The sequence below is a fragment of the Streptomyces sp. MUM 203J genome (assembly GCF_022414595.1).
In the GTDB taxonomy this organism is placed as follows: Bacteria; Actinomycetota; Actinomycetes; order Streptomycetales; family Streptomycetaceae; genus Streptomyces.
In genome coordinates, this window is record NZ_JADWYO010000009.1 from 67,171 (window position 1) to 89,449 (window position 22,279).

Consider the following 22,279-nt stretch of genomic DNA (forward strand, 5'->3'; position numbering starts at 1 on the left):
CGCGGGGGGGGCTCCGCTCCGAGCCCCCCGTGCCGCGTCCTCGGCGCTCGTCCTCGCAGGCCGGACGGGCTAGGAGGACCTCGGCGGCAGGTCCTCCTCGTACAGCTCGTCCTCGTCGAACACCGCGCTCACGTCGAAACGGCACACGACGCGGCCCGCGTCCGCCTGGTCGAACGGGTTGCTGAGCCACTCCCCCGGTTCCGGCAGCTCGTCCGCGGCGGCCACCCACAGGGTGGAGTCGCCCTCCTCCAGACCGAACTCCTTGTGCCGGGAGGCGATCTCGTCGGCCTCGTACTCCCCGAAGAGCACACCCAGCGCGGCATGCACACTGGTGCCGACGACGGCCGCCGCACCGGCCCGCTCGGCGTCGTCCTCGTCCTCCCGCTCGATGTCCGCGATGCGCTGCGCCTGGGCGAGCAGCCGCTGCGGCTCGGCCACCGCGTAGTCGCGCCGGATCAGGACACTGACCGCGTTCGGCTCCTCGGGACCCGCGTAGGGCGGCAGGGTGTCCTCCACGCCCGGGATCTCGAAGGGCGTGACCTCGTCGTACCGGTCGTAGAGCCGCTCGTCGTAGGCCTCGGCCGCGGCGGCCAGGTCGTTGAACGCGGCGAACACCTCGGGGTCGTCGTCACCGGTGCGGTTCTCCACCGCGGCCAGGTGGCGGTCCAGTGCGGCTTTGACCGCCTCGGCGGCGGCACGTACCTCGGCAGCGGTCGGCTGCGCAGCATCAGACATGGTGTAGACGCTATCCGTACCAGGCCCCTGCGCGCACAATAGATGCGATGCCGGAATATGAATTTGTCGATGTGTATGTGCCGCGTGGGGTCTCCCGCAGGGAGGCGACGCGGTTGCTGACCGATCACGCCGAGTACGGCCACTGGGAGTTGGACCGGCTCAGCCTGCACCGGGACGGGAGCCGCCGGGTGCGGCTGCGGCGCCGCATCATCCGCCAGGTACGCGCCACCTGGTAGCACGAGAGCGGGCCCCTGGTGTGGGGCCCGCTCCGTGTTCCTGCGGGTGCGCACGGGGTGCGCCCGTGTCGCTACGTCGTCACGTCCTTACGAGGACTGGCGGGCGCGGCGGTAGAGGACCGCGCCGCCGAGCAGCGCGGCGGCGCCGGCCGGGACCAGCAGGCCGAGGGCGTCGGCGCCGGTGTGGGCCAGCTCCTCCATGCCCTTGGGGGCGTCACCCTGCGGGGCGTGGCCGTTCGGCCCGTTCGGAGAGCCGGGCGTGCCGGGCGCTCCCGGCTTACCGGGCTCGTCGGAGTCGTCGCCGGGGCCGCCCGGCTCACCGGGGTTGCCGGGCTCACCGGGCTCACCGGGGTTCCCCGGGTTGCCGGGCTCACCGGGGTTCCCCGGCTCACCGGGCTCACCAGGGTTGCCGGGGTTGCCGGGCTCACCAGGGTTGCCGGGCTCACCAGGGTTCCCCGGCTCACCGGGCTCACCAGGGTTGCCGGGCTCACCCGGGTTGCCGGGCTCACCGGGCTCACCGGGGTTCCCCGGCTGGCCCGGGTTGCCGTTGGCGCACGCGTTGCCGAACGACGGATTCAGGGCGGAGGCGACGTCGACGCTGTTGCCGCAGGCGTTCACGGGCACGCTGACCGGCGCCTGCACGTTGTTGCCGGACGCGACACCCGGCGAGTCACTGGTCGAGCCGCTCGCCTGGGCGCCGCTCGACATGTTGGCGCACTTGTTCCCGAACGACGGGTTCAGCGCACCGACGACGTTCACGGTGTTGCCGCAGGCGTTCACGGGCACGCTGACCGGCGCCTGCACGTTGTTGCCGGACGCGACACCCGGCGAGTTGGCCGCGGCTCCGTCGGCACCCGCCCCGGAGGTCGCCTGGGCGTATCCGCCGCCGAGGGCGAGCACGCCGCCCGCCGCGGCGATGATGGTCAGGCCCTTGCGCGTGACCTGTCGCATAGCTGTTTCCCTGCCTTCTAGGCTTCCGAATGCCTCCGGGCACCTCGCCACGGAGGCCGAATGCCCACCGGCCCCGGAGCGCATGGCGCGCGCTCCGAGGCCGGCCGGGCTCAGACCCTCATGGGTCGAGACTCAACGTGAGGCGAGTGCTCAGGCGTTGACGCAGGTGTTGCCGAAGGCGGGGTTCAGCAGACCGATAACGTTCACGGTGTTGCCGCAGACGTTGACCGGGATGTGAACCGGAACCTGGACCACGTTGCCCGAGAGGACACCCGGGGAGCCGACGGCCGCACCCTGGGCGCCCGCGTCGGCCATCGCCATGCCCGCGCCGGCCAGTACCAGACCACCGGTCGCAGCCGCGGTTGCGACAACCTTCTTGATCATTATTCCTCCTTGTTGGCAGTGCGGTCCCAGCCGCGGACCGCACCACCTGTAACGAGAGGAGTTCGGCAGGGCTACGAGGCGGAGCCGTCGTTCACCCTTTTCGGTCAGACGTGTACAGGCGGACGATTATGGGAGTGTCGTCTCAGCCGACTGTCAGCTCGCGTCGATGAAACGGTCCAGGACCCGGACGCCGAACTTCAGGCCGTCGACCGGCACCCGCTCGTCCACGCCGTGGAACATCCCGGCGAAGTCCAGTTCCGGCGGCAGCTGGAGCGGGGCGAAACCGAAGCAGCGGATGCCCAGGTCGTCGAAGGACTTGGCGTCGGTGCCGCCGGACAGCATGTACGGCACGGCCCGCGCGATCGGGTCCTCGGCGCGCAGCGACGCCTGCATCGCGTCCACGAGCGACCCGTCGAAGCTGGTCTCCAGCGCCTTGTCCGCATGCACGTCCTCCCGCCGCACGCGGGGCCCGAGCAGACGGTCCACCTCGGAGAGGAACTCCTCCTCGAAGCCGGGCAGGAACCGTCCGTCGACATGGGCCGTGGCCTGGCCCGGGATGACGTTCACCTTGTACCCGGCGCCGAGCATGGTGGGCGCGGCGGAGTTGCGGAGCGTGGCGCCGATCATCTTCGCGATGCCGCCCAGCTTCGCGAGGGTCGCCTCCATGTCCTCCGGGTCCAGCGGGGTGCCGAGAGCGTCGGACAACTCGTCGAGGAAGGACCGCACCGTCTTGGTGACCCGCACCGGCCACTGGTGCCGCCCGAGCCGCGCGACGGCCTCGCACAGCTCGGTGACGGCGTTGTCGGAGTTGGTCATCGAGCCGTGGCCGGCGGTGCCGTCCACGGTCAGCCGCATCCAGTGCATGCCCTTCTGTGCGGTCTCGATCAGGTACAGCCGCAGCTGCTCGTTGACGGTGAAGGAGAAGCCGCCGACCTCCCCGATCGCCTCCGTGACGCCCTCGAACAGCCCCGGGTGCCTGTCGACCAGGTAGCGGGCCCCGTACGTGCCTCCGGCCTCCTCGTCGGCCAGGAAGGCCAGGACGATGTCGCGGGGCGGCCTACGGCCGCTGCGCAGCCGGTCCCGTACGACCGCGAGGGTCATGGCGTCCATGTCCTTCATGTCGACGGCCCCGCGCCCCCACACGCAGCCGTCCGCGACCTCGCCGCCGAACGGGTCGTGGGTCCAGTCGGCCGCGTTCGCGGGAACGACGTCGAGGTGACCGTGGATGAGGAGCGCGGGCCGCGAGGGGTCCTCGCCCTCGATCCGCGCGACCGTGGAGGCGCGGCCCTTGTGGGATTCGAGGATCCGGGGCTCCAGTCCGACCTCGGCCAGCTTCTCCGCGACGTACTCGGCAGCGGCGCGCTCTCCCGGGCCCGAGTGGTCGCCGTAGTTGCTGGTGTCGATCCTGATCAGCTCGCTGCAGAGGTCCGCGACCTCGTTCTCGGCGGCCGTACTGCTCCTGGCCGGGGTCGACTCGCTCACGCTGGTTCCTCCCGCGTCGGTGCTGGTGTCCGGGCCCATCCTCCTCCCCACCGGGCACCGGACCCAAGGGCGCCGCCGGGAGGCGGCGGGCCGCGGGCCGGGCTTCCCGGGGGCGTGATCGAGCACGCCGAATGTTTGCTATGGTTTTCCACGTCGGAACGGCCGCGGGCCGCGAGACAGACACCTTGTCCGGGTGGCGGAATGGCAGACGCGCTAGCTTGAGGTGCTAGTGCCCTTTATCGGGCGTGGGGGTTCAAGTCCCCCCTCGGACACCACTGAAGACCCCAGTTCACCTGGGGTCTTTCTGCTGTTCCAGGGGCTTTCCACGCGGGCCCGGGACGGCGTCCCGGCGGGTTACCTTGGGTGCGTGGGCAGACGTGGGGTGCGGGCGCCGGTGGGGCCCCTGGGGCAGCGGGGCGGGGTGGATGCCGTGCGGGTGCGGCTGCCCCACGATCCGGCCGGGGCCTGGCCCACCGTGCGGGATCATCTGGTGGCGCGGTACGGCTCCGCGATCGGGGCAGCCCGGGTGGACGCGATGTTCGCGCAGGGCGCCTTCGTCGGGCCCGACGGGCGCCCCGTGCCGGCCGACGAGCCCTACCTCGCCGGGCGGTATCTGTGGTTCCACCGGGACCTTCCTGCCGAGGAGCCGGTGCCGTTCCCCGTCGGGGTCGTGTACCGGGACGAGCGGATCCTGGTCGCCGACAAGCCGCACTTCCTCGCGACCACGCCACGGGGCCGCCATGTCACGGAGACCGCGGTCGCGCGGCTGCGGCGGGACCTCGGGCTGCCGCAGCTCCAGCCCGCGCACCGGCTGGACCGGCTGACCGCGGGGCTGGTGCTGTTCGTGGTGCGTCCCGGGGACCGGGGCGCGTACCAGACGCTGTTCCGGGACCGGCGGGTGCGCAAGGAGTACGAGGCGGTCGCGCCGTACGGTCCGGGGCCCGGCCTGCCGGTCACCGTGCGCAGCCACATCGTCAAGGAGCGCGGGGTCGTCGCCGCGTACGAGGTCCCGGACGCCGCGCCCAACAGTGAGAGCCGCGTCGGCCTCGTCGAGCGGCGCGGCGAGCTCGGGCGGTACCGGCTGGTGCCGGAGACCGGGCGGACCCATCAGCTCCGGGTCCACATGAACCGGCTCGGCCTGCCGATCCTGCACGATCCCGTCTACCCGGTGGTCCTGGACGGCGACGGGCCGGAGGACTTCAGCCGTCCGCTTCAGCTGCTGGCGCGCGTGCTGGAGTTCTCCGACCCGGTCACGGGAAGGCCGATGCGGTTCGAGAGCCGGCTGCGGCTCAGTTCGTGGCGTTGACCCGCTTGCGGACCAGGAACCAGCCGCCCACCAGCAGCCCCGCGATCAGCGGGACGCAGGCCACCGTCGTACGGCCGACACCGCCGCCCCACCACATCAGGAACAGCACCGAGGCGAGGAACGCCAGCGTCACCAGCTGGGTGTACGGGGCCCACGGGAGGCGGTAGTCCGGGCGGGCCACCCGGCCCTCCCGCGCCCGCCGCCAGAACAGCAGCGAGCAGACCATGATCATGCCCCAGGTGCCGAGGATGCCGATCGAGGCGAAATTGAGGACCAGTTCGAACGCCTCGCCCGGCATCACGTAGTTGAGGACCACGCCGAGGACGCCGAAGCCGGCGGTGAGGAGGATGCCGCCGTACGGGACCTGGCCCTTGTTCATCCGGGCGGTGAACTCCGGCGCGGAGCCGGCCATCGCCATGGAGCGCAGGATCCGGCCGGTGGAGTACAGACCGGAGTTGAGGCTGGAGAGCGCCGCGGTGAGGACGACGAAGTTCATCACCCCGGCCGCGCCCGGGACGCCCAACTCGTCGAAGACGGTGACGAAGGGGCTCTGGTCCGCGGAGTACGCCGTGTACGGGAGCAGCAGGGCGAGGAGGACGACGGAGCCGACGTAGAAGAGGCCGACCCGCCACATGATCGAGTTGATCGCCTTCGGGATGATCCTCTCGGGGCTCTCGGTCTCGCCCGCGGCGACACCGCACAGCTCGACGGAGGCGTACGCGAAGACGACGCCCTGGACGACCAGCAGCAGGGGCAGCATGCCGAGGGGGAAGATCCCGCCGTTGTCGGTGACGGTGTGCAGGCCGGGCGTGTGGCCGCCGACGTCGTGGGAGGTGGTGACGAGGAAGATGCCGACGAGCATGAAGAGCACCAGGGCGGCGACCTTGACGATGGCGAACCAGAACTCCATCTCGCCGAAGTACCTCACGGAGATGAGGTTCGCGGCGAGGACGACCGCGAGCGCGACGAGCGCCAGGATCCACTGGTCGATGTCGCTGAACATGGCCCAGAAGTGGGCGTAGGTGGCCGCGGCGGTGATGTCCGCGACGGCGGTGGTGGACCAGTTGAGGAAGTACAGCCACCCGGCGGTGTAGGCGCCCTTCTCGCCCATGAACTCGCGCGCGTAGCTGACGAACGCGCCGGAGGACGGCCGGTAGAGGACCAGTTCGCCGAGAGCGCGGACGACGAAGAAGGCGAAGACGCCGCAGACCGCGTAGGCGATGGCGAGGGAGGGCCCGGCGCCCGCGAGCCGGCCGCCCGCACCGAGGAAGAGCCCGGTGCCGATCGCTCCGCCTATCGCGATCATGTTGATGTGACGGGACTTCAGGTCCTTGCTGTAGCCGGTGTCGCCGGCGTCGACGTGGGGCCTTCGCACGGGTGCCGGGGCCGGGGCCGAGGTCGTGGCCGCGGGCAGCGGGCGGTCGCTCATGGAGTTGTCGCCTTCGAGGGTCGGGGGGTGGACGTGGTGCGCCGTTGATCACGGCGGCGCCACATCGTCACAGCAGCGGCGCCGGGCTGGCTGTGGCGTATGCCACTTCTTGGCAGCAAAACGGCAGTTCTGAGGTGTCTTTGAGGTTACTATCCGGTTAAGTACGTCTGCGTGACACTGCGTTCACCATGCGAGCGCATGGGACACTCACCCCCATGGCACATCCGGCACACCTGAAGCCGTTCGAACTCGCTCTGCCCGGACCGCTGCGCGACCGGTTGGTCGACGCCGTGCTGACAGGGCGTAAGGTCGCCACCGCCGGGCTGCTCGCGGAGTACGAGGCGGAGGGGGCGGGGCCTCCGGAGGCCGGGGAACGGGCCGCGCTCGTCGACTCGGGCGGGTGCGCGGTCGCGGTGGTGGAGGTGACGGAGGTACGGGTGCTGCCGCTCGGTGACGTGGACCTGCGGCATGCCGTCGACGAGGGCGAGGGCTACCGGTCGGTGGCGGAGTGGCGGGCCGCGCATGAGCGGTTCTGGCGCGGTGACCTGGGGTTCGCGGTGAACGACAGCTCGCAGGTGGTGACCGAGCGGCTGCGGGTGGTGGAGGTGCTGGACCCGGTAGCCGCCGCGGTGGCCGGTGAACTGGCCCTGCACGATCCGGCCGTCCGCGGGTCCCGGGCGGACGCGGAGCGCCTGTTCGACCCGGAGTTCACGGAGGTGGGCCAGTCGGGACGGCGCTGGACACGGGACGAGATGCTGGCGGACATGCCGGAGATGGCCGTGAGCGACCCGGAGGGCCCCCGCATCGAGGCGTACGGGATGAAGGGCGTCCTGCTCGGGCCCGGCCTGGTCCATGTGACGTACGAGACGGGCATCGACGGGCGGCGGGCACGGCGCAGCTCGCTGTGGCGGCGGCTGCCGGAGTCCCCTCTGTGGCGGTTGTACTACCACCAGGGGACGCCGGTCCCGGACGGTCTGCGTTAGTACGCCGGTCCCGGACGGCCCGCGCCGGTCAGCCCACCGCGCGCGCCGCCGCCCGCCCCGCGGTGCGGCCCGAGAAGAGGCAGCCGCCCAGGAAGGTGCCCTCCAGGGAGCGGTAGCCGTGGACGCCTCCGCCTCCGAAGCCCGCGGCCTCCCCCGCCGCGTAGAGGCCGGGCAGAGGGTCGCCGTGCGCAGTGAGGACGCGGGATGTCAGGTCGGTCTCCAGTCCCCCGAGGGACTTGCGGGTGAGGATGCTGAGGCGTACGGCGACCAGCGGGCCCGCCGCCGGGTCGAGGATGCGGTGCGGGGCCGCCGTGCGGATGAGGCGGTCGCCCAGGTACGCCCGGGCACCGCGGATCGCGGTGACCTGGAGGTCCTTGGTGAACGGGTTGGCGATCTCCCGGTCCCGCGCGACGACCTCACGGCGCAGCGCGGCCTCGTCGATCAGCGGCTCTTCGGTCAGCGCGTTCATGCCCCTCACCAGGGCGGAGAGTTCACGTTCGACGACGAAGTCCACGCCCTTGTCCATGAAGGCCCTCACCGGTGCCGGGACGGCGGCGCGGGCCCGGCCGATGACCTCGCGGACGGACCTGCCGGTGAGGTCGGGGTTCTGTTCGGAGCCGGAGAGGGCGAACTCCTTGCCGATGATGCGCTGGTTGAGGACGAACCAGGTGTGTCCGTGGCCTGACCGCATGATGTGTTCGAGCGTGCCGAGCGTGTCGAAGCCGGGGAAGAGCGGGACGGGCAGACGGCGGCCGCGGGCGTCCAGCCAGAGGGAGGACGGGCCCGGGAGGATGCGGATGCCGTGCCGCTGCCAGATGGGGCCGTGGTTCTCGATGCCTTCGGTGTAGTGCCACATGCGGTCGCGGTTGATGTGACGGGCACCGGCCTTCTCCGCGATGCCCAGCATGAGCCCGTCGACATGGGCGGGAACTCCGGACAGCATCCGCCCGGGCGGGGTGCCGAGGCGCTCGGGCCACTGTTCGCGGACCAGGTCGTGGTTGCCGCCGATGCCGCCGGAGGCGACGATCACCGCCTGGGCACGGTACTCGAAGGCGCCGGCCACCTCACGGCTGCTGGCTGTGCCGCGCTCGGCGGCGGACGGGGCCAGGATCTCGCCCGACACGGTGTCCAGGGCACCCGCGGTGCGGGTGAGGCCGGTGACGCGGTGGCGGAACCTGAGCTGGACGAGGCCCCGGGCGACGCCCGCGCGGACCCGGCGTTCGAAGGGGGCGACGAGGCCCGGGCCCGTACCCCAGGTGATGTGGAAGCGGGGCACGGAGTTGCCGTGTCCGTTCGCGTCGTACCCGCCGCGCTCGGCCCAGCCGACTACGGGGAAGAAGCGGACGCCCTGGCCGTGCAGCCACGCCCGCTTCTCGCCCGCCGCGAAGTCGGTGTACGCCTCCGCCCACCTGCGGGGCCAGTGGTCCTCGGGGCGGTCGAAGCCGGCGCTTCCGAGCCAGTCCTGGAGGGCCAGGTCCTGGCTGTCGCGGATGCGCATGCGGCGCTGCTCGGGCGAGTCGACGAGGAACAGCCCGCCGAAGGACCAGTGGGCCTGGCCGCCGAGGGACTGCTCCGGTTCCTGGTCGAGGAGGATGACGCTCCGCCCCGCGTCGACGAGTTCGGCGGTGGCTGCCAGCCCGGCGAGGCCCGCCCCGATCACGATCACATCAGCGTCGTACGCCATGGGGTGCGTCCTTCCGGGGCTGTCGTGGTCCGGGTGGCCGGTCGTGGTCTGATCTTCTGTACGCGGCGGTAACTCGTCAACGGGTACGGAGCGAGAAGAAGGAAGGGGCCGGGAACATGAGCGTGTCGCCCGCCGAGGAGCTGGTGGATGTGGTCGACGAACACGACGAGGTGGTGAGGCGGCTGCCGCGCGGCGAGGTGTACGCGCTCGGGCTGCGGCACCGGTGTGTGTTCGTGCTGGTGCGGGACGCCGAGGACCGGGTGTTCGTGCACCGGCGCACGGCTGCGAAGCTGGTCTTCCCGTCGCTGTACGACATGTTCGTCGGCGGAGTCGTCGGCGCGGGCGAGTCCTACGACGCGGCGGCGTTGCGGGAGGCCGAGGAGGAACTGGGCGTGCGGGGACTGCCACGGCCCGAGCCGGTGCTGAAGTTCCTGTACGAGGACGGGCCCGGCGGGCGGGGCTCGTGGTGGTCGTGGGTCTACGAGGTGCGGTGCGAGCTGCCGGTCGCCCCGCAGGTGGAGGAGGTGGCGTGGCACGCCTTCCTCCCGGAGACCGAGCTGCGGACGCGGCTCGGTGAGTGGGACTGGGTGCCGGACGGAGTGGCGGCGTGGGAGCGCCTGCGGGGACCGGGCGCCGAGGCGGGGGCGGGAGGGCGCGTTTAGGGTGCTCGTGTGAGCAAGATCGGGGCGAGTCTGCGCGGGGTGCGGCTGTGGTTCGCGCCTGCGCGGGTCAGGGAGGAGGGGGAGACACCCGACTACCGGTTCTCGCTCGCCAACGAGCGGACGTTTCTGGCGTGGCTGCGGACCGGGCTCGCGCTGGTGGGCGGCGGTTTCGCGGTGGACCAGTTCCTGCCGGACCTGCGGTGGGGGGTGCGGGTCGGGCTGGCGCTCGCCCTGCTGGGGGCGGGGGCCCTGTGTGCGCTGCGGGCGGTGAACCACTGGGTGCGGTGTGAGCGGGCGATGCGGCGGGGGGAGGATCTGCCGGTGAGCCGGTTCCCGGCGGTGCTGGGGCTCGCGGTGGGACTGGTGGCTTTCGCGATGGTGCTGGTGGTGGTGTTCGGGTGGACGGGATGACGGTCGCGGGCGGCTCCCGGGACCCGGGGCTGCAGCCGGAGCGGACGCGGTTGGCCTGGCGGCGGACGACGCTGTCGTGCACGGTGGCCGCGGCGCTGGCTGCTCGGCAGGCCGTGCACGAGGGACCCACCGCCGCCGGGGTGCTGGGGGCGGGGCTGTCACTGCTGGTGTGGGTGGGTTTCCTGGTGGTCGCGGATCGGAGGATGCGGGCGCTGGGCACGGCGCGGCCGGGGGCGATGTCCCTGCGGGTGGCGGTCGTGGCGGCCGCCTGCACCGTGGCGTTGGCGGCGTTCGCGGTGGGCGTGGTGGTGTGACGGACCGTTCTCCTGCCCGGCCGTTCCCGTTGCCGGGGCGTCGCGCCCGGGCCCGGCGCGGTGTGCTCAGCCGACCGTCACCACGACCTTGCCCCGGAGACCGCCCTCCCGGTTCGCCCGCTGGGCGTCCGCCGCCCGTTCCAGGGGGAACGTCCCGGCCACCCGTACGGTCAGCACGCCCTCCTCGGCCAGGGCGGCCAGTGCCGTGAGGTCGGCCGGGTCGGGGCGGACGAAGACGTAGTGGCCGCCCATGCCGAGGACCTCGCCGTCCGCGACGGACGCCAGGCGGCCCTCGGGGGCCAGCACGTTCGCGGCGTCCCTGAGGGCCTGGCCACCGAGCGTGTCGACCGCCGCGTGGACGCCGTGCGGGGCCAGCTCGCGTACCCGGGCCGTGAAGCGGTCTCCGTACAGGACCGGCTCGGCGCCCAGCTCGCGCACCCGGTCGGCGGCCGCCTCGCGGACGGCGCCGATCACCCGGCATCCGGCGTGGCGGGCGAGCTGGACGGCCATGGCGCCGACGCCGCCCGCCGCCGTGTGCACCAGGACCGTCTCGCCCTCCCGGACCCGGAGCGCCCGGTGCAGCACCTGGTACGCGGTGAGGCCGGCCAGCGGGAGCGCCGCGGCCTCCTCGAAGCCCAGGTTGCGGGGCTTGCGGGCCAGGGTGCGCACGGGCGCGGCCACGTACTCCGCGAATGTGCCGTGGCACAGGACGTCCTCGCGGACATAGCCCATGACCTCGTCGCCGGCCGCGAACTCGGGGACCGCGACCCCGGGCTGGACGACCACACCGGACATGTCCCAGCCGGGGATGACGGGGAAGTACGCGGGCAGGACGGTGTCCAGGTAGCCCGCCTGGCACTTCCAGTCCACCGGGTTCACCGCGGCGGCCCGCACCTTGACCAGGACCTTGTCGGGGCCGACCTTCGGTTCGGGCAGCTCGCCGTACTCCAGGACCTCCGGCCCGCCGTAGCGGCGGTAGCTGATCGCCTTCATGAGTCCGACCCTCCGACGGGACACCGGCGCCCGCAACCCCGGCCCCTCCGCGGATTTCCGGCCGAGGTGATCAGTCGGGTGAACCGGATTAATCTGGAGGTGTACCCCGCCCCTCCCGACGGAGGCCCACCATGACGGTCCTGCACCAGGAACACCCGGGACACCCCCACGTCCACGGCCCGGCCTGCGGCCATCCGTCCGTCGTCCACGGGGACCACGTCGACTACGCCCACGACGGTCATCTGCACCGCGAGCACTCGGGCCACTGGGACGAGTGCGAGCCGGGCGAGCACATCGCCCACAGCGGGCACGCGCACGAGCACGGTGAGAACTGCGGGCACCCCGCGGTGGCCCACGGCGACCACATCGACTACCTGCACGACGGCCACCGGCACGCCGCCCACAACGGTCACTGGGACGATCACTAGGGAGCCCGCGGCGAGCAGCCGGGCCCGGCCTCGGCGCCGGGTGGGCCCGCGCAGCTGCACCGGCGGGCGGGCGCGCCGGTGGGCGGCAGCCCTCTGCCCGAAGGCAGCCGGGATCCTGGCGAGAGGGTGTACCGGACCCCGCGTACCGCACAGGGCCGGCCGGGACACGCCCCTGAGAGCCGAGCCGGCGGCATCCGCCCCGCGCGTTCTTCCGCCCGTTCCGCTCTAGACGGCATACCGACTGGTCGGTCATCATGCGTCGGGGCGCTCCCCGAGGCCGCCCCGGTCCACCCGCACGCGACCGTCCGGAGGTACGCCCATGAGCCCCGCCCCGCCGCCAGGTCTCGACCCCGAGCGGCTGCGCGCCCTGCTGGACCGCGAGCGGCCGGGGCTGGCCGGCGGGCCGCTGAGCGCCCGGCTCATCGAGGGCGGCCGGTCCAATCTGACGTACGCCGTCACCGACGGCACCGCCCGCTGGGTGGTGCGCCGCCCGCCCCTCGGCCACGTCCTGGCCACCGCGCACGACATGCGCCGCGAGCACCGGGTGATCAGCGCGCTGCGGGGCACGCCCGTGCCCGTCCCCGCGCCGGTGCTGCTCTGCGAGGACGAGGCGGTGCTCGGCGCGCCCTTCTACGTCATGGAGTACGTGGACGGCACGCCCTACCGGTCCGCCGCCGAGCTGGCCGGACTGGGGCCGGGGCGCACCCGGGAGGCCGTGCTGAACCTGCTGGACACGATGGTGGACCTGCACGCCGTGGACCCCGCGGCGGTCGGTCTCGGGGACTTCGGGCGGCCCGAGGGGTTCCTGGAGCGGCAGCTGCGCCGCTGGGGCAAGCAGCTCGACGCCTCCCGGGGCCGGGCCCTGGCGGGGATCGACGACCTGCACTCCGCGCTCGGCCGGGACCTGCCGGCCTCTCCCGCGCCGACGGTCGTGCACGGCGACTTCCGCCTCGACAACGTCCTCCTCGGGCCGGACGACGCCGTCAGGGCCGTACTCGACTGGGAGATGTCCACACTCGGCGACCCGCTGACCGACCTCGGACTGCTGGTGATGTACAGCACCGAGCTGCAGGTGCCGCACTCCCCCGTCAGCACCACCGCCGCCGCGCCCGGGCACCCCTCCCCGGCCGAGCTGGTCCGGCGGTACGCCGACCGGTCGGGGCGCGACACCTCCGCCGTCGCCTGGTACACGGCCTTCGCCTGGTTCAAGCTCGCCGTGATCCTGGAGGGCATCCACTACCGGTACACGCTCGGCCAGACCGTGGGCGCCGGCTTCGACCGGATCGGGGATCTGGTCCCCGCCTTCATCGAGCACGGTCTCACCACGCTGCGCACCCGCACCCTCCAGGAAGGCTGACCCGACATGGACTTCGCGTTCGACACCCGCACCGAGGAACTGCGGGCCCGGCTGCTGGCCTTCATGGACGAGCAGGTGTACCCGGCCGAGGCGGTCGTGGACGAGCAGCGGGCGAAGCTCGGCTCACCCTGGGAGACGCCGCCGGTGGTGGAGGAGCTGAAGGCCGAGGCGAGGCGGCAGGGGCTGTGGAATCTCTTCCTCCCCGACGAGCGGTACGGAGCCGGGCTCACCAATCTCCAGTACGCCCCGCTCGCGGAGATCACCGGGCGCTCCCCGCAGCTCGCCCCGACCGCGCTGAACTGCGCCGCGCCCGACACCGGGAACATGGAGGTGCTGGCCCAGTTCGGGACCGCCGGGCAGCGCGAGCGGTGGCTGAAGCCGCTGCTCGCGGGCACGATACGGTCCGCGTTCGCGATGACGGAGCCGGAGGTCGCCTCGTCCGACGCGACGAACGTCGAGACCCGCATCGAGCGGGACGGGGACGACTACGTCGTCACCGGGCGGAAGTGGTACATCTCCGGGGCCATGCACCCCGACTGCCGGATCTTCGTCGTCATGGGGAAGACCGACCCCGACGGGGGTGACGTCCGGCGTCAGCAGTCCATGGTGCTGGTGCCGCGTGACACGCCGGGCGTCGAGGTGCGGCGGGCGATGCGGGTGTACGGGTACGAGGACCACTACCACGGCGGACACGCGGAGGTAGTGTTCGACCGGGTGCGGGTGCCGGTCGGCAACCTGGTCGGAGAGGAGGGCGGCGGGTTCGCCATCGCCCAGGCACGGCTGGGCCCGGGGCGGATCCACCACTGCATGCGGCTGATCGGCATGGCCGAGCGGGCCGTGGAGCTGATGTGCCGCCGGGCGGTGTCCCGTGAGGCCTTCGGCAAGCCGCTGGCCGCGCAGGGGCAGGTGCAGGGGTGGATCGCGGACGCCCGGGTGGCGATCGAGCAGTTGCGGCTGCTTGTGCTGAAGACCGCCTGGCTGATGGACACGGTCGGCAACAAGGGCGCCCACACCGAGATCCAGGCCATCAAGATCGCCACGCCGCGCACGGTCCTGGAGATCCTGGACCGTGCGGTGCAGCTGCACGGCGCGGGCGGGGTGGGCCAGGACTTCCCGCTGGCCGAACTGTGGGCGGCGGCCCGGACCCTGCGGATCGCGGACGGCCCTGACGAGGTCCACCAGCGCTCCCTGGCCCGGCGGGAGCTGAAGCGGTACGCCTGAGCGCGCCTGACCGGGCGTCTCGTCCCCCCGTTCCGAGGCCGGTTCCGCACCGGACCGGCTGCTCTCGCCGGTGGGGCGGCGGCTCATGAGGCGGCCACCGCGACGTGGACCATGGCTTCGGAACGGGCGGGAAGGGCTCCGTGGCCGCGGGACGGGCACTGGCGGTCAGGCAGCCGACGCCTCGCCCGGCCGTCCGAGGGCGGGGCCGGACACCGAATCCCCGGGTTGTCGGGGCGTGACGTCGATCCCGACGGCGCTGCCCGGGAGGTGCCGTGTCCGGCGGCGGCGTTCTCGTGACCCTGGCCGCCCCAGGCCTTGCTGCCGGCGGGGGCCGGCTGGTCCGGTCAGGGGCGCGGCGCGCCCGGGCGGGCCGTCCGGTCGGCGGGCACGCATGTGGGCGTCCCCGCCGACGGTGACAACGCGGGCGACGGCACTGCTCATCCCGATTCCCCGGCGGAGGCCCTGATCTCCTGCGCCCGTTGTCCGCACCGGCCCCCTCCTTTCCGGCGCGGAGGGCTGTGCACGCGGTGTCAGGCTGTCCTGCGGCGCCTGAGGGCGTAGAAGGTGATGCCGCCGATGACGAGGACCGCAGCCCCGATGCCGACGGTTACGGCGAGCCTTCCTGCGGGCGGGTCGTCGTCCGTCGCCGACGTCGTTGTGGCGCCGGTCCTGCCCTGTCCGCGGTTCCCTTCCGCTCCGGACGGCGAGGAGCTGCGGGCGGCGGTGTCGCCGAAGAAGAACACCGGACCGTTTCCGGCGCGGGGTGTGCCGGCGATGTCCACGGCCAGCGAGACCGGTACGACGGCGCCCTTCGCCTTGTCGTCCGGTTCGGCCACCTGTGCCTGGATGTAGTACGTGCCCGGTATGTCGTATCCCCTGGGGTCGGGGCTCTTCGTGTCGTCCTGCTCGGTGATGTCCCAGGGGCCGCAGACGCGCTCGAAGTGCCCGGTCCTGCCCATGAAGAGCTTGGCCACACGGTGATCCTCGTTGCAGAGCGCCGACTCGCGCTGGGCGTTGTAGACGGTCACGCTCCACCCGGTGAGAACGGAGCCGGGAAAGTCGTCCGGGATGTCCACGCCGGCCTTGACCGTCAGTCTCTGCCCCGCCTTCAGCTCCACCCGCCAGAGGGGGGCCTCACCGACGGCGATGGACTGCCGGTGGGTACCCGGGCCGATCGGGGTGGCGCTGTTGAAGGAGAAGCCGCCCTCGGCGTCGGCCCCGGCACGGGGCTCCGGAGTCCGCGCAGCGGCCTTCTGGGTCGTCTTGTCGGCGATGCCGACGAGAAGCTCGACGGGCATCGGCTTGTCACCGGACCGGGTCACTTGGTTCTCCACCACGATGCAGCCGGTGTCGTCCGGCGCGGGCAGCTCGTTGCCCGCGCCGGACTTGCTGCGGCCTCCCGTGGAGATCACGTTCGCCCACCCCATCGACTGCGTGAACTCCCGGAGCCAGGCACTGGGTTTGCCGTCGCCCGCGGGGCCGGCGGCGACGGTGATGATGGAACCGCGCTCGTACCCCTCCTCGGCGACGGCGGTGGCACTCACCTGAAGCAGCTGGTCCGGCCGCTTCTTGACCTTGTAGTAGAGGTCGCGGCCCCCGGTGAACCTGTCCAGGTACTGGCCCGGGGAGACCAGCGGAGCGTCCTGGCAGCCGTTCAGGGAGCCCTCGACCGGCTTTCCGGTGGCGTGGTAGGTCCGCCACGCCTTGCGGAACAAGGCGCCCAGGTCGGCGGTCAGCGAGTCGGCGTCGGCGGCGTCCGCATACGACCCGTCGGTCACATCGGCGATGCACTTCAGCTGCGCACGCACCGAAGCGGACGTCCGGAACCCGACGACATCCACAGCGAGATCCACACCTTGGGTCTTGAGCTCGCGGGCCACCTCGCACGGAGGCGGCGGCGCACAGGTGTCCTCACCGTCCGAGACCAGGACGATGCGGCGCTTGCCGCTCGCTCCGAGGTCCTTGGCGGCTTCGCGGAGCGAGACGCCGATCGGGGTGAACCCGACTGCCTTGAAGGCCTCGATCCGCAGCTTGGCCTCGGCACGCGCCGCCCGGTCCATCGGCGCAACCGGCAGGACCTGCTGTGTGTCCGCGCAGCCTTGCCGCTTGTCCTGTCCTGGATACGTGGCGCCGTAGACCCGCAGCCCCAGCGGCGCCTCCTCAGGGGCGGTCTCGATGATCCGGGTGACCGCTTCCTTGGCGGCGGCGAGGCGGGTCTGGCCGCCGGCGTCGTTCTCGTTCATCGACCCCGAGAGATCGAGAACCAGGTCGATCCGGGTCGGCTCCGGTACGTCAGGTGCCGCGGGGGTAGCACTCGCCGTCGCGGCGGGCGACAGGAGGGCGCCGAGTATCAGCGCGGATGCGGCAGCGAACACGCCTCGTCGGCGTGGTCTCGGGTACATGAAGGCGATCTCCAGGAGGTCTGTCTGCCGGCCCCCGGGCACGAGTTGCCGGGAGAACGAGCCTCGGGCATGGCGGCACGCGGTCCGGGCCCGGCATGCGGGGGGACGTGCGCAGGCTCGGCCTGCGGGGCCGGTGCGGCCATGTGGTCTGAACTGCGGTGCGGTTCAGTGGTTCCACGGGTGACTGGGACTCGACCCCTTCGACGCTACACACCTGCGAATGGTTCCAAAGTCAGCCGGGCGCCCATTCCCATGCATCCGTGGTGCAGCTTGACGGACAGTCATTTCGATTGCAACTTTGTTTGCGGCGCTTCTCAGTTGGCTCGGCGCACATGTCCGTCCACTGCGGCGGCGCGTCGTTCGCCGGGCTCGGCAGCGGCGTCGCGGACGTGACGGGGGCAGGCGGTACCACCGGCGGGAACAGCTCCTCCGACGTGTCCCCGCCACGGTGCGCACCGCCCAGCACCCCGGAGGAGACGACGCCCTAAGGCCGCAGGGCCCTCAGCAGCAGGTCGGCCAGGTGGTCCGCCACCTGTCGGGGGCTGAGGGGGCCGTCCGGGCGGTACCAGGTGGACAGGTGGTGGACGGATCCGAAGTGGTAGTCCACCACCAGGTCCGCCGGGGTGGCGGTGGAGAAGACCCCGGCCCGCTGGCCCTCCTCGATCAGCGCGCGGAACCGCTCGTGGTAGCGGCGCCGTTCGGCCCGTACCTGCTTGTTCTTCTCCGGGCTCAGGTGGTGCATGGAGCGGAAGAAGATCGCCGCGTCGTCGAGATTGTCGATGGTGGTGACGACCACGTCCGCCGCGGCGTCCCGCAGGCGCTGCTCGACGGGTGCGTCGGCGTTGGCGTAGGCGTCCAGGCGCTCCTGCTGGAGGCGCAGCACGCGGGCGTAGACCTCCTGGAGGAGATCCTCCTTGGAGCCGAAGTAGTGGTAGAGGGCGCCTTTGGTCACCCCCGCGGCCTCGACGATCTCCTGGACGGAGGTGCGGTCGTAGCCCTGCTCCGCGAAGAGCCGGGTGGCGGCGGCCAGCAGCCTCCGGGGGACGGGTGGGGTGCCGGTCGGGTCCCCGTCGGTCCCGTCCGTCGTCCTGGCCATGCGCCGCCGCCTCTCTGCTCGCTCACCTGTGCGCCGTCCGGTCGTCGGGGCGCCGCCCGATCTTTCCACGTGGCGGCGCCTGGATCACTCCCCTACGCCCTCCCATTCGCGCTGGATGCCGTTCATCCCGCCCAGCCAGCGCTCGGGGTCGGCGGCGCGCGCCCGGTAGTATCCGGCGACCTCTGGGTGCGGCAGGATCAGGAAGCGGTCCTGGGCGATGCCCTCGAACAGGGCGTCCGCGACGTCCTCGGGCTCGATCGCGGTGGGGGCCAGGACCAGTTCCCCGGCGGTTCCGGCGGCGGTGAGCATGTCCGTCCGGACGCCCTGCGGACAGATCGCGTGGACCTTCAGCCCCCGGTGGCGGTAGGTCAGGGACAGCCACTCCGCGAAGGCGTACGCGGCGTGTTTGGACGCGCTGTAGGGTGCGGCGCCCACCATGGTGAGCAGCCCGGCGGCCGACACGGTCGACACGAACCGGCCGCCGCCGCGCTCCAGCCAGCCGGGCAGGAGGGCGCGGGCTGCGCGTACATGGGCCATGACGTTGACGTCCCAGGCGGCCGACCACACCGCCTCGTCCGCGAAGGCGTCGCCGGGCGAGGCGAGCCCGGCGTTGGCGCACCATACGTCGACGGCGCCGTCGAGCACGTCCAGGACCTCCGGTACGACGGCCGAGGCGTCACCGGGGACGGCCACCGCCCGGGCGCCGATCTCCCCGGCCACGGCACGCGCGCGGTCCGCGTCCAGGTCGTTGACGACGACCCGGCTGCCCTCGGCGGCGAACCGCCGGGCGAGCGCGGCGCCGATCCCGCCGCCCGCACCGGTGACGACGACTCCCTGACCCTGGACACCGCCCATCGGCGTACCGCCTTTCGAGGGGCCTCTCGGCAACGGAAACGGACCGCGCGCCATACTAACCAGTCGGTATGCCCGGACGGAAGGGGCCGGGGACCTAGCGTGCGGGTTCATGAGACGGACGGACGTGTCCCGCCGGGGACTGCTGACGGGTGCGGCTGCCGCCACCTGCACGGGCACCGCCACCGCGGCGTGCACGGCCTCGCGGACGGCGCCCCTGCCGTCGGGGACCGGAGGCGGCCCCCGCGTGCGGACCGGGTTCGACCGGCTGGCGGAGGACGGGTTCCGGCTGCTGGCGGGGCAGCGGGTCGGGGTGGTCACCAACCCGACGGGGGTGGCGTCGGACGATCTTCGGCACATCGTGGACGTGCTGCACGCCGACGACCGGGTGCGGCCGGCCGCGGTGTTCGGGCCCGAGCACGGCTTCCGGGGGACGGCCCAGGCGGGCGGTTCCGAGGGGCGGTTCGACGACCCTGCGACGGGACTGCCGGTGTACGACACGTATCTGAAGGGCGGCCGGGAACTGGCGGACGTCTTCACCGCGTCCGGGGTGGACACGGTGGTGTTCGACATCCAGGACGTGGGCGCCCGCTTCTACACGTACATCTGGACGCTCTACGACTGCATGGACGCGGCGGCGCGGGCGGGACTGCGGTTCGTGGTGCTGGACCGGCCGAATCCGGTCGGCGGGCGGGCGGCGCGGGGGCCGGTGCTGGACCGGAGGTTCGCGTCCTTCGTGGGGCGCGAACCGGTCGCACAGGTGCACGGGATGACGGTCGCCGAGCTGGCGCGGCTGTTCAACGGGGAGTTCCTGGCGCGCCCGGTGGAGCTGGAGACGGTACGGATGACGGGATGGCGGCGCGGTGAGCGGTTCGGCGCGACGGGGCTGCCGTGGGTGCCGCCGAGCCCCAACATGCCGACGCCCGGCACGGCGCTGGTGTACGCGGGGACGTGCCTTTTCGAGGGGACGAACCTGTCGGAGGGGCGGGGCACGACACTGCCGTTCGAACTGCTGGGCGCGGAGGGGGTGGACGGACGGTGGGCCGAGGCGGCGAACGGGCTGGGACTGCCGGGGGTGCGGTTCCGGGAGGCGTACTTCACGCCCGCCTTCTCGAAGTTCCGGGGGCGGAGGGTGGGCGGGGTGCAGCTGCATGTGACGGACCCCGAGGTGTTCGATCCGGTACGGACCGGGGTGGGCCTGCTGGTGACCGCCCGTCGGACCTGGGAGGACTTCGCGTGGCGGGCGGACGGCTGGATCGACAGACTGACCGGTTCGGCGACCGTGCGGACGCTGGTCGACGCGGGCGCCGACCCCGCCGAGGTGGTCGCCTCCTGGCAACGTGACCTGCGGGTTTTCGAGACGGTGCGGCTCCGGTATCTGATGTACCGGTGAAGGCGCAGAATGAGACGGGGGCCTGTTCGTGACGCTTTCACGTGGAGGCCGCTATGACGACACCGACGACGGCTGCGGCGCACAACGCCGGTGAGACGCAACGGAGAACGCTCTGGCCGGGCGTCGCGGGGATCGCGTCCGGTGTGCTGCTGCTCGTCTCCCTGCTGGTCGTGCTCGCCGTCAGCCCGGACGTCCGGGGGCGGGAGGGACTGCGGGAGACGTTCCTGTTCTACCTCGACCAGGGCAACCTCGATCTGTCCGTCGCCATGGCGACGGTCCAGCTGGTGGCGGCGGTGCTGTTCGTGTGGTTCCTTGCGGCGCTGGCCCGGCTGGCCGGGAACCGGTCGCATCTGGTGCTCGGTTCCGGGGTGGCCTTCACCGTGCTGCTGCTGGTGGCGGCGCTCACCGGGTCCGTCTTCGCGCTCTCCGTGAACAGCACGGAGGTGGTCCGGGTGACCCTCCCGACCACGGTGATCGCGATTCTGCTGCTGGACATGGCGTACGCGGCGTACATTGCCGCCATGGCCGTGGCGGCGGTGCTGCTGTTCACGGTGTGGCGGGTGTCGGTGACGACCGGGGCGGTCCCCGTGTGGCTGGGCTGGTTCGGGTTCGCCGTGGCCGTGGCGTCGCTCGCGGGGCCGTACACCGCCTGGCTCACCGCGCCGTTGATGGCGGTGTGGATCCTGCTGGCAGGACTGCTGCTGGTGCTGAGGCCGCCGGCGACGGCGATGGCCGAGCCACCGGGTGCGGGACCGGCTGCGGCCGGGACGCCCGGTGCGCGGGCTTCGGACGCCGGCCCTCCCCGGGGGGAGCCTCCACTGCCCTGAAGTGCTCCGAACACCTCCGCCGCCGCTTCCGTATCTCTGATGGGGCGTCCCCGTAATGGGATCCATCCGTTTTCCGATGGAGCCGGATGACGGTGCCCGTACGTCCATTCAGCGACGGTGGAGTACCCGCGACGGAGGTGGCGGAGTGATGGCCGGTTTCCGAAGTCTCGCCAGACAGGTGCGCGATCCGCGGTGCGACCCGGCACTGCGGCGTTACTCACTGCGCAAGTGCCTTGAGCGGTTCGCCCCGTACGGGCACCGCGCGACCTGGCACCACTTGTGCTCCCGCCACCGGTTCGGGCCGGAGGACCGGGACGCCGACCCGGCGCGGCTGGTGGCCGCGCTGGAGGAACTGGAGGAGGCGCGGGCGGTGTGGCTCGCGTACGAGCGGCGGTTCGCGGAGCGGCGCAGGCGGGAGAAGCACCTGGGGCTGCGCCGCCCGGCCGCGGTCGACGAGTGGCACCGGCGCGCGTGGGGCGGCAACGGGGTGGCCGGGTGCCTGGATCCGGGGCTGCGGCCGGCCGCGCCGCTGGGAGAGGTGCTGCGGCAGCTGATCGCCGCGCTGGAGTCGGCGCCCGGGCCGGACCGGCCGGCCGCCGGGGGCCCGGCCCCCGGGCCCCCGGTTCGCGCCTGACGGCGCTCGTCGTCACGCGCCGGGCCGGTCCTGCCGACGGTGTTCGGGGAGGAGACGGGAGCCGACGACGCGCTGGCCGAAGATGTCGTCCGGGTTGGACAGCACGCAGTTCTTCATGGACAGGCAGCCGCACCCGATGCAGTCGGTGAGCGTGTCCCGGAGCTTGGCCAGCTGCTCTATGCGCGCGTCGAGTTCCGCCCGCCACAGCTGGGACATCCGCGCCCAGTCCGCCCGGGTGGGGGTGCGCCCCTCGGGGAGTTCCGCAAGGGCCTCGCGGATCGTGGCGAGCGGGATGCCGACACGCTGTGCCGCGCGGATGAAGGCGACGCGGCGCAGTGTGTCCCGGCTGTAGCGGCGCTGGTTGCCACTGGTGCGGCGGCTGGAGATGAGGCCCTTGGTCTCGTAGAAGTGCAGGGCCGAGACGGCGGCTCCGCTGCGCGCGGAGAGCTGGCCGACGGTGAGCTCTTGGATCTTCTCGGGAATCTGTGGCACCCCCCAG

The 22,279-nt window shown here is 72.5% G+C and carries 22 protein-coding genes, 1 tRNA gene and 2 pseudogenes; 14 read left to right on the plus strand and 11 right to left on the minus strand.

Features of this window, described 5'->3' with window-relative positions; all coding sequences use genetic code 11:
- Positions 1-69: 69 nt before the first annotated feature.
- Positions 70-735, minus strand: a complete 666-nt coding sequence (locus tag I3F58_RS07895) for a hypothetical protein (RefSeq protein ID WP_240107538.1) — start codon at positions 733-735, stop codon at positions 70-72.
- Positions 736-782: 47 nt separating this feature from the next.
- Between I3F58_RS07895 and I3F58_RS07900 the strand changes: the two genes are divergently transcribed.
- Positions 783-971, plus strand: a complete 189-nt coding sequence (locus I3F58_RS07900; protein WP_010472255.1) for a DUF5703 family protein — start codon at positions 783-785, stop codon at positions 969-971.
- 87 nt (positions 972-1,058) lie between these two features.
- On the opposite strand, the gene I3F58_RS07905 is transcribed toward I3F58_RS07900, so the two are convergent.
- From I3F58_RS07905 to I3F58_RS07915, 3 genes are all read right to left on the minus strand, one after another.
- Complete coding sequence (locus I3F58_RS07905; protein WP_240107539.1) at positions 1,059-1,922, minus strand: chaplin; 864 nt, start codon at positions 1,920-1,922, stop codon at positions 1,059-1,061.
- A gap of 150 nt (positions 1,923-2,072) precedes the next feature.
- Complete coding sequence (gene chpH / locus I3F58_RS07910) at positions 2,073-2,306, minus strand: chaplin ChpH (protein WP_240107540.1); 234 nt, start codon at positions 2,304-2,306, stop codon at positions 2,073-2,075.
- A 153-nt stretch (positions 2,307-2,459) separates the two neighbouring features.
- Complete coding sequence (locus I3F58_RS07915; RefSeq protein ID WP_240107541.1) at positions 2,460-3,788, minus strand: M20/M25/M40 family metallo-hydrolase; 1,329 nt, start codon at positions 3,786-3,788, stop codon at positions 2,460-2,462.
- Between the two features lie 187 nt (positions 3,789-3,975).
- Here I3F58_RS07915 and I3F58_RS07920 point away from each other — a divergent pair.
- Together I3F58_RS07920 and I3F58_RS07925 are read left to right on the plus strand one after the other, a co-directional pair.
- Positions 3,976-4,063: transfer RNA gene (locus I3F58_RS07920), tRNA-Leu, on the plus strand.
- 92 nt (positions 4,064-4,155) lie between these two features.
- The gene (locus tag I3F58_RS07925; protein ID WP_240107542.1) at positions 4,156-5,094 is read left to right on the plus strand and encodes a pseudouridine synthase; all 939 of its coding nucleotides are present in this window, start codon (positions 4,156-4,158) and stop codon (positions 5,092-5,094) included.
- Here the strand turns inward: I3F58_RS07925 and I3F58_RS07930 are convergent.
- Entirely contained in the window at positions 5,078-6,523 is a 1,446-nt protein-coding gene (locus tag I3F58_RS07930; protein WP_240107543.1) for an amino acid permease, read from the minus strand. The genes I3F58_RS07925 and I3F58_RS07930 overlap by 17 nt on opposite strands.
- A 215-nt stretch (positions 6,524-6,738) precedes the next feature.
- Here I3F58_RS07930 and I3F58_RS07935 point away from each other — a divergent pair.
- Together I3F58_RS07935 and I3F58_RS07940 are read left to right on the plus strand one after the other, a co-directional pair.
- Positions 6,739-7,134: pseudogene (locus tag I3F58_RS07935) on the plus strand (ASCH domain-containing protein); the annotation flags it as partial.
- Positions 7,135-7,152: 18 nt separating this feature from the next.
- Complete coding sequence (locus tag I3F58_RS07940) at positions 7,153-7,506, plus strand: DUF4440 domain-containing protein (RefSeq protein ID WP_308354966.1); 354 nt, start codon at positions 7,153-7,155, stop codon at positions 7,504-7,506.
- A 28-nt stretch (positions 7,507-7,534) separates the two neighbouring features.
- Here I3F58_RS07940 and I3F58_RS07945 read toward each other — a convergent pair whose 3' ends face one another.
- Positions 7,535-9,190 (minus strand): FAD-binding dehydrogenase, encoded by a 1,656-nt coding sequence (locus I3F58_RS07945; protein ID WP_240107544.1) that lies wholly within the window; start codon positions 9,188-9,190, stop codon positions 7,535-7,537.
- Positions 9,191-9,306: 116 nt separating this feature from the next.
- Here I3F58_RS07945 and I3F58_RS07950 point away from each other — a divergent pair, with 116 nt between their 5' ends.
- From I3F58_RS07950 to I3F58_RS07960, 3 genes are read left to right on the plus strand one after another with little or no spacing between them, the layout of a single operon-like run.
- Positions 9,307-9,852: an NUDIX domain-containing protein gene (locus I3F58_RS07950; RefSeq protein ID WP_240107545.1), complete on the plus strand. Its 546-nt coding sequence runs from the start codon at positions 9,307-9,309 to the stop codon at positions 9,850-9,852.
- An 18-nt stretch (positions 9,853-9,870) separates the two neighbouring features.
- The gene (locus tag I3F58_RS07955; protein ID WP_240107607.1) at positions 9,871-10,263 is read left to right on the plus strand and encodes a DUF202 domain-containing protein; all 393 of its coding nucleotides are present in this window, start codon (positions 9,871-9,873) and stop codon (positions 10,261-10,263) included.
- Positions 10,260-10,577, plus strand: coding sequence for a DUF202 domain-containing protein (locus I3F58_RS07960; RefSeq protein ID WP_240107608.1), 318 nt, complete (start codon positions 10,260-10,262; stop codon positions 10,575-10,577). The genes I3F58_RS07955 and I3F58_RS07960 overlap by 4 nt, the downstream gene beginning before the upstream one ends.
- Positions 10,578-10,643: 66 nt before the next feature.
- Here the strand turns inward: I3F58_RS07960 and I3F58_RS07965 are convergent, their stop codons facing one another.
- Positions 10,644-11,570 (minus strand): NADP-dependent oxidoreductase, encoded by a 927-nt coding sequence (locus I3F58_RS07965; RefSeq protein WP_240107546.1) that lies wholly within the window; start codon positions 11,568-11,570, stop codon positions 10,644-10,646.
- Positions 11,571-11,701: 131 nt separating this feature from the next.
- Between I3F58_RS07965 and I3F58_RS07970 the strand changes: the two genes are divergently transcribed.
- The 3 genes from I3F58_RS07970 to I3F58_RS07980 all read left to right on the plus strand — a co-directional run bounded on the left by I3F58_RS07970 (position 11,702) and on the right by I3F58_RS07980 (position 14,576).
- Positions 11,702-11,998, plus strand: a complete 297-nt coding sequence (locus I3F58_RS07970; protein ID WP_240107547.1) for a hypothetical protein — start codon at positions 11,702-11,704, stop codon at positions 11,996-11,998.
- A 319-nt stretch (positions 11,999-12,317) separates the two neighbouring features.
- Positions 12,318-13,355, plus strand: coding sequence for a phosphotransferase family protein (locus I3F58_RS07975; RefSeq protein ID WP_240107548.1), 1,038 nt, complete (start codon positions 12,318-12,320; stop codon positions 13,353-13,355).
- Between the two features lie 6 nt (positions 13,356-13,361).
- Complete coding sequence (locus tag I3F58_RS07980) at positions 13,362-14,576, plus strand: acyl-CoA dehydrogenase family protein (protein WP_240107549.1); 1,215 nt, start codon at positions 13,362-13,364, stop codon at positions 14,574-14,576.
- A gap of 530 nt (positions 14,577-15,106) precedes the next feature.
- On the opposite strand, the gene I3F58_RS07985 is transcribed toward I3F58_RS07980, so the two are convergent.
- The 3 genes from I3F58_RS07985 to I3F58_RS07995 all read right to left on the minus strand — a co-directional run bounded on the left by I3F58_RS07985 (position 15,107) and on the right by I3F58_RS07995 (position 18,929).
- A complete protein-coding gene (locus I3F58_RS07985; RefSeq protein WP_240107550.1) occupies positions 15,107-16,951 on the minus strand; it encodes a VWA domain-containing protein in 1,845 nt (614 codons plus the stop codon).
- Positions 16,952-17,462: 511 nt separating this feature from the next.
- Positions 17,463-18,074, minus strand: a complete 612-nt coding sequence (locus I3F58_RS07990; RefSeq protein WP_240107551.1) for a TetR/AcrR family transcriptional regulator — start codon at positions 18,072-18,074, stop codon at positions 17,463-17,465.
- Between the two features lie 84 nt (positions 18,075-18,158).
- Positions 18,159-18,929: an SDR family oxidoreductase gene (locus I3F58_RS07995; RefSeq protein ID WP_240107552.1), complete on the minus strand. Its 771-nt coding sequence runs from the start codon at positions 18,927-18,929 to the stop codon at positions 18,159-18,161.
- Between the two features lie 109 nt (positions 18,930-19,038).
- On the opposite strand from I3F58_RS07995, the gene I3F58_RS08000 reads away from it, so the two are divergent.
- From I3F58_RS08000 to I3F58_RS08010, 3 genes and pseudogenes are all read left to right on the plus strand, one after another.
- Entirely contained in the window at positions 19,039-20,319 is a 1,281-nt protein-coding gene (locus tag I3F58_RS08000) for an exo-beta-N-acetylmuramidase NamZ domain-containing protein (protein WP_240107553.1), read from the plus strand.
- Between the two features lie 53 nt (positions 20,320-20,372).
- The gene (locus I3F58_RS08005; protein WP_240107554.1) at positions 20,373-21,146 is read left to right on the plus strand and encodes a hypothetical protein; all 774 of its coding nucleotides are present in this window, start codon (positions 20,373-20,375) and stop codon (positions 21,144-21,146) included.
- Between the two features lie 148 nt (positions 21,147-21,294).
- Positions 21,295-21,750, plus strand: a pseudogene (locus tag I3F58_RS08010) (hypothetical protein); the annotation flags it as partial.
- Between the two features lie 42 nt (positions 21,751-21,792).
- Here I3F58_RS08010 and soxR read toward each other — a convergent pair.
- Positions 21,793-22,272: a redox-sensitive transcriptional activator SoxR gene (gene soxR / locus I3F58_RS08015; protein ID WP_240107555.1), complete on the minus strand. Its 480-nt coding sequence runs from the start codon at positions 22,270-22,272 to the stop codon at positions 21,793-21,795.
- Between the last annotated feature and the right edge of the window lie 7 nt (positions 22,273-22,279).

Bases quoted from the DNA above. Each gene is read 5' to 3' on its own strand.
- I3F58_RS07975 (WP_240107548.1), top strand. From the start codon at position 12,318: ATGAGCCCCGCCCCGCCGCCAGGTCTCGACCCCGAGCGGCTGCGCGCC.
- I3F58_RS07930 (WP_240107543.1), bottom strand. From the start codon at position 6,523: ATGAGCGACCGCCCGCTGCCCGCGGCCACGACCTCGGCCCCGGCCCCG.
- I3F58_RS07950 (WP_240107545.1), top strand. From the start codon at position 9,307: ATGAGCGTGTCGCCCGCCGAGGAGCTGGTGGATGTGGTCGACGAACAC.
- I3F58_RS07960 (WP_240107608.1), top strand. From the start codon at position 10,260: ATGACGGTCGCGGGCGGCTCCCGGGACCCGGGGCTGCAGCCGGAGCGG.
- I3F58_RS07970 (WP_240107547.1), top strand. From the start codon at position 11,702: ATGACGGTCCTGCACCAGGAACACCCGGGACACCCCCACGTCCACGGC.
- I3F58_RS07905 (WP_240107539.1), bottom strand. From the start codon at position 1,922: ATGCGACAGGTCACGCGCAAGGGCCTGACCATCATCGCCGCGGCGGGC.
- I3F58_RS07965 (WP_240107546.1), bottom strand. From the start codon at position 11,570: ATGAAGGCGATCAGCTACCGCCGCTACGGCGGGCCGGAGGTCCTGGAG.
- I3F58_RS08000 (WP_240107553.1), top strand. From the start codon at position 19,039: ATGAGACGGACGGACGTGTCCCGCCGGGGACTGCTGACGGGTGCGGCT.
- chpH (WP_240107540.1), bottom strand. From the start codon at position 2,306: ATGATCAAGAAGGTTGTCGCAACCGCGGCTGCGACCGGTGGTCTGGTA.
- I3F58_RS07995 (WP_240107552.1), bottom strand. From the start codon at position 18,929: ATGGGCGGTGTCCAGGGTCAGGGAGTCGTCGTCACCGGTGCGGGCGGC.
- I3F58_RS07980 (WP_240107549.1), top strand. From the start codon at position 13,362: ATGGACTTCGCGTTCGACACCCGCACCGAGGAACTGCGGGCCCGGCTG.
- I3F58_RS07945 (WP_240107544.1), bottom strand. From the start codon at position 9,190: ATGGCGTACGACGCTGATGTGATCGTGATCGGGGCGGGCCTCGCCGGG.
- I3F58_RS08005 (WP_240107554.1), top strand. From the start codon at position 20,373: ATGACGACACCGACGACGGCTGCGGCGCACAACGCCGGTGAGACGCAA.
- I3F58_RS07900 (WP_010472255.1), top strand. From the start codon at position 783: ATGCCGGAATATGAATTTGTCGATGTGTATGTGCCGCGTGGGGTCTCC.
- I3F58_RS07895 (WP_240107538.1), bottom strand. From the start codon at position 735: ATGTCTGATGCTGCGCAGCCGACCGCTGCCGAGGTACGTGCCGCCGCC.
- I3F58_RS07990 (WP_240107551.1), bottom strand. From the start codon at position 18,074: ATGGCCAGGACGACGGACGGGACCGACGGGGACCCGACCGGCACCCCA.